We start from the raw sequence: 6,097 nt of genomic DNA on the forward strand, positions 1-6,097 counted from the left end.
TCCTTACTCTGCGATACGCTGCACGAAGCGCGTCTTGACAGAGAGCTTGGCAGCGCCAAGACGAAGTGCCTCACGGGCGAGTTCTTCGCTGACACCATCGATCTCGAACATCATACGGCCGGGCTTGACCTTGCATGCCCAGTATTCGACCGAACCCTTACCCTTACCCATGCGGACTTCGGTCGGCTTGGCGGTGACCGGAACGTCCGGGAACACGCGGATCCAAACGCGGCCGGCGCGCTTCATGTGGCGGGTGATCGCGCGGCGAGCCGCTTCGATCTCACGGGCATTGACGCGGTTCGGCTCCTGAGCCTTCAGGCCGAATTCGCCGAAGGCGAGATCAGAACCGCCCTTGGCAACGCCCTTGATGCGGCCCTTGAACTGCTTGCGATACTTCGTACGCTTTGGCTGCAACATTTTTTTACTTCTCCGATATTGGCTGCCAAACGCGAATGTTACGCGTTTTCACGACGGCGGTCTCTGCTGCCAGAGCCCTGGGAGTCACTCTCGGTCGCGCGACGCTCGGAAGCCATCGGATCGTGCTCGAGGATTTCACCCTTGAAGATCCAGACCTTGATGCCGCAGATACCGAAAGCGGTTTCAGCTTCGGCCGTGCCGTAGTCGATGTCGGCGCGCAGCGTGTGCAGCGGAACGCGGCCTTCACGATACCATTCGGTACGGGCGATTTCGGCACCGCCGAGGCGGCCGGCGCAGGTGATCTTGATGCCTTCGGCGCCAAGACGCATGGCCGACTGAACAGCGCGCTTCATCGCACGGCGGAACGCCACGCGGCGCTCGAGCTGCTGGGCGATCGACTGGGCAACGAGGGTCGCGTCAACTTCCGGCTTGCGCACTTCGACGATGTTGAGGTGCGTTTCGGAGTTGGTCATCTCGGAAAGCTTCCTACGCAGCTTTTCGATGTCGGCGCCCTTCTTGCCGATGATCAGGCCCGGACGTGCAGAGTGGATCGTCACACGGCACTTCTTGTGCGGGCGCTCGATCACGACCTTGGCAATGCCGGCTGCCTTCAGTTCTTCCATCAGGTATGCGCGGATCTTCAGGTCTTCGTGAAGAAGCTGGCCGTATTCAGCGTTGTCAGCGAACCAACGGCTGTCCCAGGTCCGGTTGATGCCGAGACGGAAACCGATCGGATTAATCTTCTGGCCCATTATGCGGCCTCCCCTTTGGCTTCCACTTCACGAACGACGATCGTCAAGTGCGAGAACGGCTTTTCGACGCGCGATGCACGGCCGCGACCACGAGCGTGGAAGCGCTTCATCACGATCGACTTGCCAACGTAAGCTTCTGCGACGATGAGCGAATCAACGTCGAGATCGTGGTTGTTCTCAGCGTTGGCGATCGCAGATTCAAGCGTCTTCTTGACCGTATCTGCGATGCGCTTGCGCGAGAATTCGAGTTCGGCCAGAGCGCGGTCGACCTTCTTGCCGCGGATCATCGCGGCAACGAGGTTGAGCTTCTGGGGGCTGACGCGGATCGTGCGCGCAATGGCCTGCGCCTCATTATCCTTCAGCCGGCGTTCGGCTTTTGCCTTGCCCATCGTTACTTCCTCTTCGCCTTCTTGTCCGCGCCATGACCATAGTAGGTCCGGGTCGGAGCGAATTCACCGAACTTGTGACCGACCATTTCTTCGGACACGGAGACGGGAACATGCTTGTTGCCGTTGTAGACGCCGAAGGTCAGACCAACGAACTGCGGAAGGATCGTGGAGCGACGGCTCCACATCTTGATCACTTCGTTACGACCGCCGTCGCGAACCTTCTCAGCCTTCTTGAGAAGATAGCCGTCAACAAACGGACCTTTCCAAACTGAACGAGCCACTTGAGACTTCCTCTCTTACTTCTTGCGCTGGTGACGCGAGCGCATGATGAACTTGTCGGTCGACTTGTTGGAGCGCGTGCGCTTGCCCTTCGTCGGCTTGCCCCACGGGGTAACCGGGTGACGGCCACCGGAAGTGCGGCCTTCACCACCGCCGTGCGGGTGGTCAACCGGGTTCATGACGACGCCGCGAACGTGCGGACGCTTACCGCGCCAACGCGAACGACCAGCCTTACCATCATTGATGTTGCCGTGATCGGGGTTCGATACAGCACCGATCGATGCAAGGCAAGAGCCGTGCACGAGGCGCTGTTCGCCCGAGTTCAGGCGAAGGATCGCCATGCCCTGGTCGCGGCCGACGAGCTGCGCATAGGTGCCGGCGGAGCGAGCGATCTGGCCACCCTTGCCCGGCTTCATCTCCACATTGTGGATGATCGAGCCGACCGGGATGAACTGCAGCGGCATCGCATTGCCCGGCTTGACGTCAACGGCCTTGTCCGAGGCGATGACCTTGTCGCCGGCAGCCAGACGCTGCGGCGCCAGGATGTAGGCCTGTTCGCCGTCGGCATAGTTGACGAGCGCGATGAAGGCGGTGCGGTTCGGGTCGTATTCCAGACGCTCGACCGTGCCTTCAACGTCGAACTTGCGACGCTTGAAGTCGACCAGACGGTAAGACCGCTTGTGACCGCCGCCCTGGAAGCGGACGGTGATGCGGCCCAGGTTGTTGCGACCGCCCTTGGAGGACAGGCCCTCGGTCAACGCCTTGACCGGCTTGCCCTTGTAGAGGCCAGCCCGGTCTACGATGACCAGCTGACGCTGGCTCGGGGTCGTCGGATTGAAACTTTTCAATGCCATTTTCTTGTTCCCTTTTGGGTTTTTACCCTAATGGGCCTATCCGTTAGAGACCGGTGGAGACGTCGATGGACTGACCTTCGGCGAGCGTAACGATCGCCTTCTTCACGTCCTTCTGCTTCCCGGCAAAACCGCGGAAACGCTTCAGCTTACCCTTGCGGAGGAGCGTGTTCACGGCCGTGACCTTGACGCCGAACAGGGCTTCGACAGCAGCCTTGATCTCAGGCTTCGAAGCGCCCTTGGCGACGTTGAAGACGACCTGGTTCTGTTCGGAAACCAGCGTCGACTTTTCGGTGATCGAGGGAGACACGATCACGTCATAGTGGCGAAGATCCGTCATTTGAACCGCTCCTCCAGAGCTTCTACGGCAGCCTTGGAAAGCACAAGCTTGCCGCGGCGCAGAATGTCGTAAACGTTGATGCCCTGGACCGGCAGAACGTCCACATTCGGGATGTTCTGGGCTGCGAGCTTGAAGTTGTTCTCGATTTCGGCACCGCCGATGATCAGAGCATTGGTGAGGCCGAGCGACGCGAATACGCCGGCGAGAGCCTTCGTCTTTGCTTCCTTGGCAACGAGGTCGTCGACGACGATGATCTCTTCTGCCTTCAGCTTGGCCGAGAGCGCATGGCGCAGGCCGAGCGCACGGACCTTCTTCGGAAGGTCATGAGCGTGGCTGCGGACAACCGGGCCATGGGCCTTGCCACCGCCGCGGAACTGCGGAGCACGAGCGGAGTGGTGGCGGGCGCGGCCCGTACCCTTCTGCTTGTACATCTTGGCGCCGGTGCGGGCGACTTCAGCGCGGCCCTTGGCCTTGTGCGTGCCCTGCTGCTTCTTGGCGAGCTGCCAGCGAACGACGCGGGCGATGATGTCTTCACGGGGTTCGAGGCCGAAAATGGCGTCAGAAAGGGAAACCTTTCCCGCGTCCTTGCCCTCGAGGGTTTTGACGGTGAGATCCATTATTCGGCTCCCTTACTTCGATGCTTCGGCGCGCACGCCGGCCGGGCGCGGAGCGCCTTCCGGGGTGCCGGACTTGACTGCGTCGCGAACGACGATCCAGGCACCCTTGGAGCCGGGGACTGCGCCCTTGACCAGGATCAGGCCACGGTCTTCGTCCGTCGATACGACTTCCAGGTTCTGGGTGGTAACGCGGGTCTGGCCCATGTGGCCGGCCATGCGCTTGCCCTTCCAAACACGGCCCGGATCCTGGTTGGAACCGGTAGAACCATGCGAGCGGTGCGATACGGAAACGCCGTGCGTGGCACGCAGACCGCCGAAGTTGTGGCGCTTGATGGCGCCAGCGAAGCCCTTACCGATCGTCGTACCAGTGACGTCGACGAGCTGGCCTGCGACGAAGTGGCTGGCCGTCAGCTCGGAGCCGATGTCGATCATGTTGTCCGCGGAAACGCGGAACTCGACGAGCTTCGCCTTCGGCTCGACGTTTGCAGCGGCAAAATGGCCGCGCATGGCCTTCGGCGTATTCTTGACCTTGGAACGGCCAGCGCCCAGCTGAACTGCGGTATAGCCGTTCTTTTCTTCCGTGCGGTGGGCCACTACCTGGCAGTTCTCCAGCCGCAATACTGTTACCGGGATATGCTCGCCGGCTTCGTTGTAGACGCGGGTCATTCCCACCTTCTGTGCAATCACACCTGAACGCATCGGTTCACGCCTCTTGTTTAGGGTTCCCGTCCGGTGCCTCTTGCACCTTCCGGTTTCCTGTTCCTGGAAGCCGTTGGAAAACTCCACGTACCTTCCTTGTTATTTCGGCTTGCGCCGGACCTTAGAGCTTGATCTCGACGTCGACGCCGGCGGCCAGATCGAGCTTCATCAGCGCATCAACCGTCTGAGGGGTCGGATCAACGATATCGAGAAGACGCTTGTGCGTGCGCATCTCAAACTGTTCGCGGCTCTTCTTGTCGACGTGCGGCGACCGGTTGACCGTGAATTTTTCAATCCGGGTCGGAAGCGGCACGGGCCCGCGCACACTGGCACCGGTGCGCTTGGCCGTCGACACGATTTCGCGCGTGGAGGCATCGAGGATCCGGTGATCAAACGCCTTAAGGCGGATGCGGATATTCTGGCCGTTCATTCGACTTGTCCTTGCTCGTGTTTCCGGTATGCCTCTTCAAAGGCACACACTTAAACTTCTGAATTCGTTACGCTCTGCCGCTTTTTTCAAAAATCGCAGGGACATGGGAGACCATGTCCCTGCCGAAACGGCAAAGCCGTTTTCTTATTACTTGATGATCGATGCGACGATGCCGGCGCCGACGGTGCGGCCGCCTTCGCGGATTGCGAAGCGCAGCTTTTCTTCCATCGCGATCGGCACGATCAGCTCGACGTCAACCGTCACGTTGTCGCCCGGCATCACCATTTCCGTGCCTTCCGGCAGCGTCACGATGCCGGTCACGTCCGTCGTGCGGAAGTAGAACTGCGGACGATAGTTGGTGAAGAACGGCGTATGACGGCCACCTTCTTCCTTCGTCAGGATGTAGGCTTCCGCCTTGAACTTCGTGTGCGGCGTCACCGAACCCGGCTTGCACAGGATCTGGCCGCGTTCGACGCCGTTGCGGTCGACACCGCGCAAGAGCGCACCGATGTTGTCGCCGGCCTGGCCCTGGTCGAGCAGCTTGCGGAACATTTCGACGCCCGTGCAGGTCGTCTTCGTCGTCGGACGGATGCCGACGATCTCGACTTCCTCACCGACCTTGATGATGCCGCGCTCGACGCGACCGGTCACAACCGTACCGCGGCCCGAGATCGAGAACACGTCTTCGATCGGCATCAGGAACGGCAAGTCGATCGGGCGCTCCGGCGTCGGGATGTAGGCGTCAACCGCTGCCATCAGCTCGCGGATCGCGTCTTCGCCGATCTTCTTGTCGCTGTCTTCAAGCGCGGCGAGCGCCGAACCCTTGATGATCGGAATGTCGTCGCCCGGGAATTCGTAGGACGACAGCAGTTCGCGCACTTCGAGCTCGACGAGCTCGAGCAGCTCGGCGTCGTCAACCTGGTCGACCTTGTTCAGGAACACGACGATCGCCGGAACGCCGACCTGGCGGGCGAGCAGGATGTGCTCGCGGGTCTGCGGCATCGGGCCGTCGGCCGCCGAAACAACCAGGATCGCGCCGTCCATCTGCGCCGCGCCGGTGATCATGTTCTTGACGTAGTCGGCGTGGCCGGGGCAGTCGACGTGCGCATAGTGACGGTTCGGCGTCTCGTATTCGACGTGCGCCGTCGAAATGGTGATACCACGGGCCTTTTCTTCCGGCGCAGCGTCGATCTGGTCATACGCCTTGAACTCGCCGAAGTACTTCGTGATCGCTGCCGTCAGCGACGTCTTGCCATGGTCAACGTGGCCAATCGTGCCAATGTTAACGTGCGGCTTGTTGCGCTCAAATTTGCTCTTTGCCAT

Annotated in this window: 10 protein-coding genes; all 10 read right to left on the reverse strand. The window is 60.8% G+C overall.

The window, feature by feature from the left end; genetic code table 11:
- Positions 1-3 precede the first annotated feature (3 nt).
- Complete coding sequence (gene rplP, locus GHK62_RS27005) at positions 4-417, reverse strand: 50S ribosomal protein L16 (RefSeq protein WP_011975175.1); 414 nt, start codon at positions 415-417, stop codon at positions 4-6.
- Between the two features lie 38 nt (positions 418-455).
- The gene (gene rpsC, locus GHK62_RS27010) at positions 456-1,169 is read right to left on the reverse strand and encodes a 30S ribosomal protein S3 (RefSeq protein ID WP_153442058.1); all 714 of its coding nucleotides are present in this window, start codon (positions 1,167-1,169) and stop codon (positions 456-458) included.
- Positions 1,169-1,558, reverse strand: a complete 390-nt coding sequence (gene rplV, locus GHK62_RS27015) for a 50S ribosomal protein L22 (protein WP_136504353.1) — start codon at positions 1,556-1,558, stop codon at positions 1,169-1,171. The genes rpsC and rplV overlap by 1 nt, the downstream gene beginning before the upstream one ends.
- 2 nt (positions 1,559-1,560) lie before the next feature.
- Positions 1,561-1,839 (reverse strand): 30S ribosomal protein S19, encoded by a 279-nt coding sequence (gene rpsS / locus GHK62_RS27020; protein ID WP_184108805.1) that lies wholly within the window; start codon positions 1,837-1,839, stop codon positions 1,561-1,563.
- 15 nt (positions 1,840-1,854) lie between these two features.
- On the reverse strand, positions 1,855-2,691 hold the full coding sequence (rplB, locus tag GHK62_RS27025; RefSeq protein WP_153442059.1) for a 50S ribosomal protein L2: 837 nt from the start codon (positions 2,689-2,691) through the stop codon (positions 1,855-1,857).
- A gap of 43 nt (positions 2,692-2,734) precedes the next feature.
- Complete coding sequence (locus GHK62_RS27030) at positions 2,735-3,028, reverse strand: 50S ribosomal protein L23 (RefSeq protein WP_066875657.1); 294 nt, start codon at positions 3,026-3,028, stop codon at positions 2,735-2,737.
- A complete protein-coding gene (gene rplD / locus GHK62_RS27035; protein ID WP_153442060.1) occupies positions 3,025-3,645 on the reverse strand; it encodes a 50S ribosomal protein L4 in 621 nt (206 codons plus the stop codon). The genes GHK62_RS27030 and rplD overlap by 4 nt, the downstream gene beginning before the upstream one ends.
- 12 nt (positions 3,646-3,657) lie before the next feature.
- Complete coding sequence (rplC, locus tag GHK62_RS27040; protein ID WP_153442061.1) at positions 3,658-4,344, reverse strand: 50S ribosomal protein L3; 687 nt, start codon at positions 4,342-4,344, stop codon at positions 3,658-3,660.
- Between the two features lie 121 nt (positions 4,345-4,465).
- Positions 4,466-4,774, reverse strand: coding sequence for a 30S ribosomal protein S10 (gene rpsJ, locus GHK62_RS27045; protein WP_003507767.1), 309 nt, complete (start codon positions 4,772-4,774; stop codon positions 4,466-4,468).
- A 147-nt stretch (positions 4,775-4,921) separates the two neighbouring features.
- On the reverse strand, positions 4,922-6,097 hold the full coding sequence (gene tuf / locus GHK62_RS27050) for an elongation factor Tu (RefSeq protein ID WP_153442062.1): 1,176 nt from the start codon (positions 6,095-6,097) through the stop codon (positions 4,922-4,924).

Origin of the sequence: Sinorhizobium terangae, assembly GCF_009601505.1 — a bacterium.
GTDB lineage: Bacteria > Pseudomonadota > Alphaproteobacteria > Rhizobiales > Rhizobiaceae > Sinorhizobium > Sinorhizobium terangae.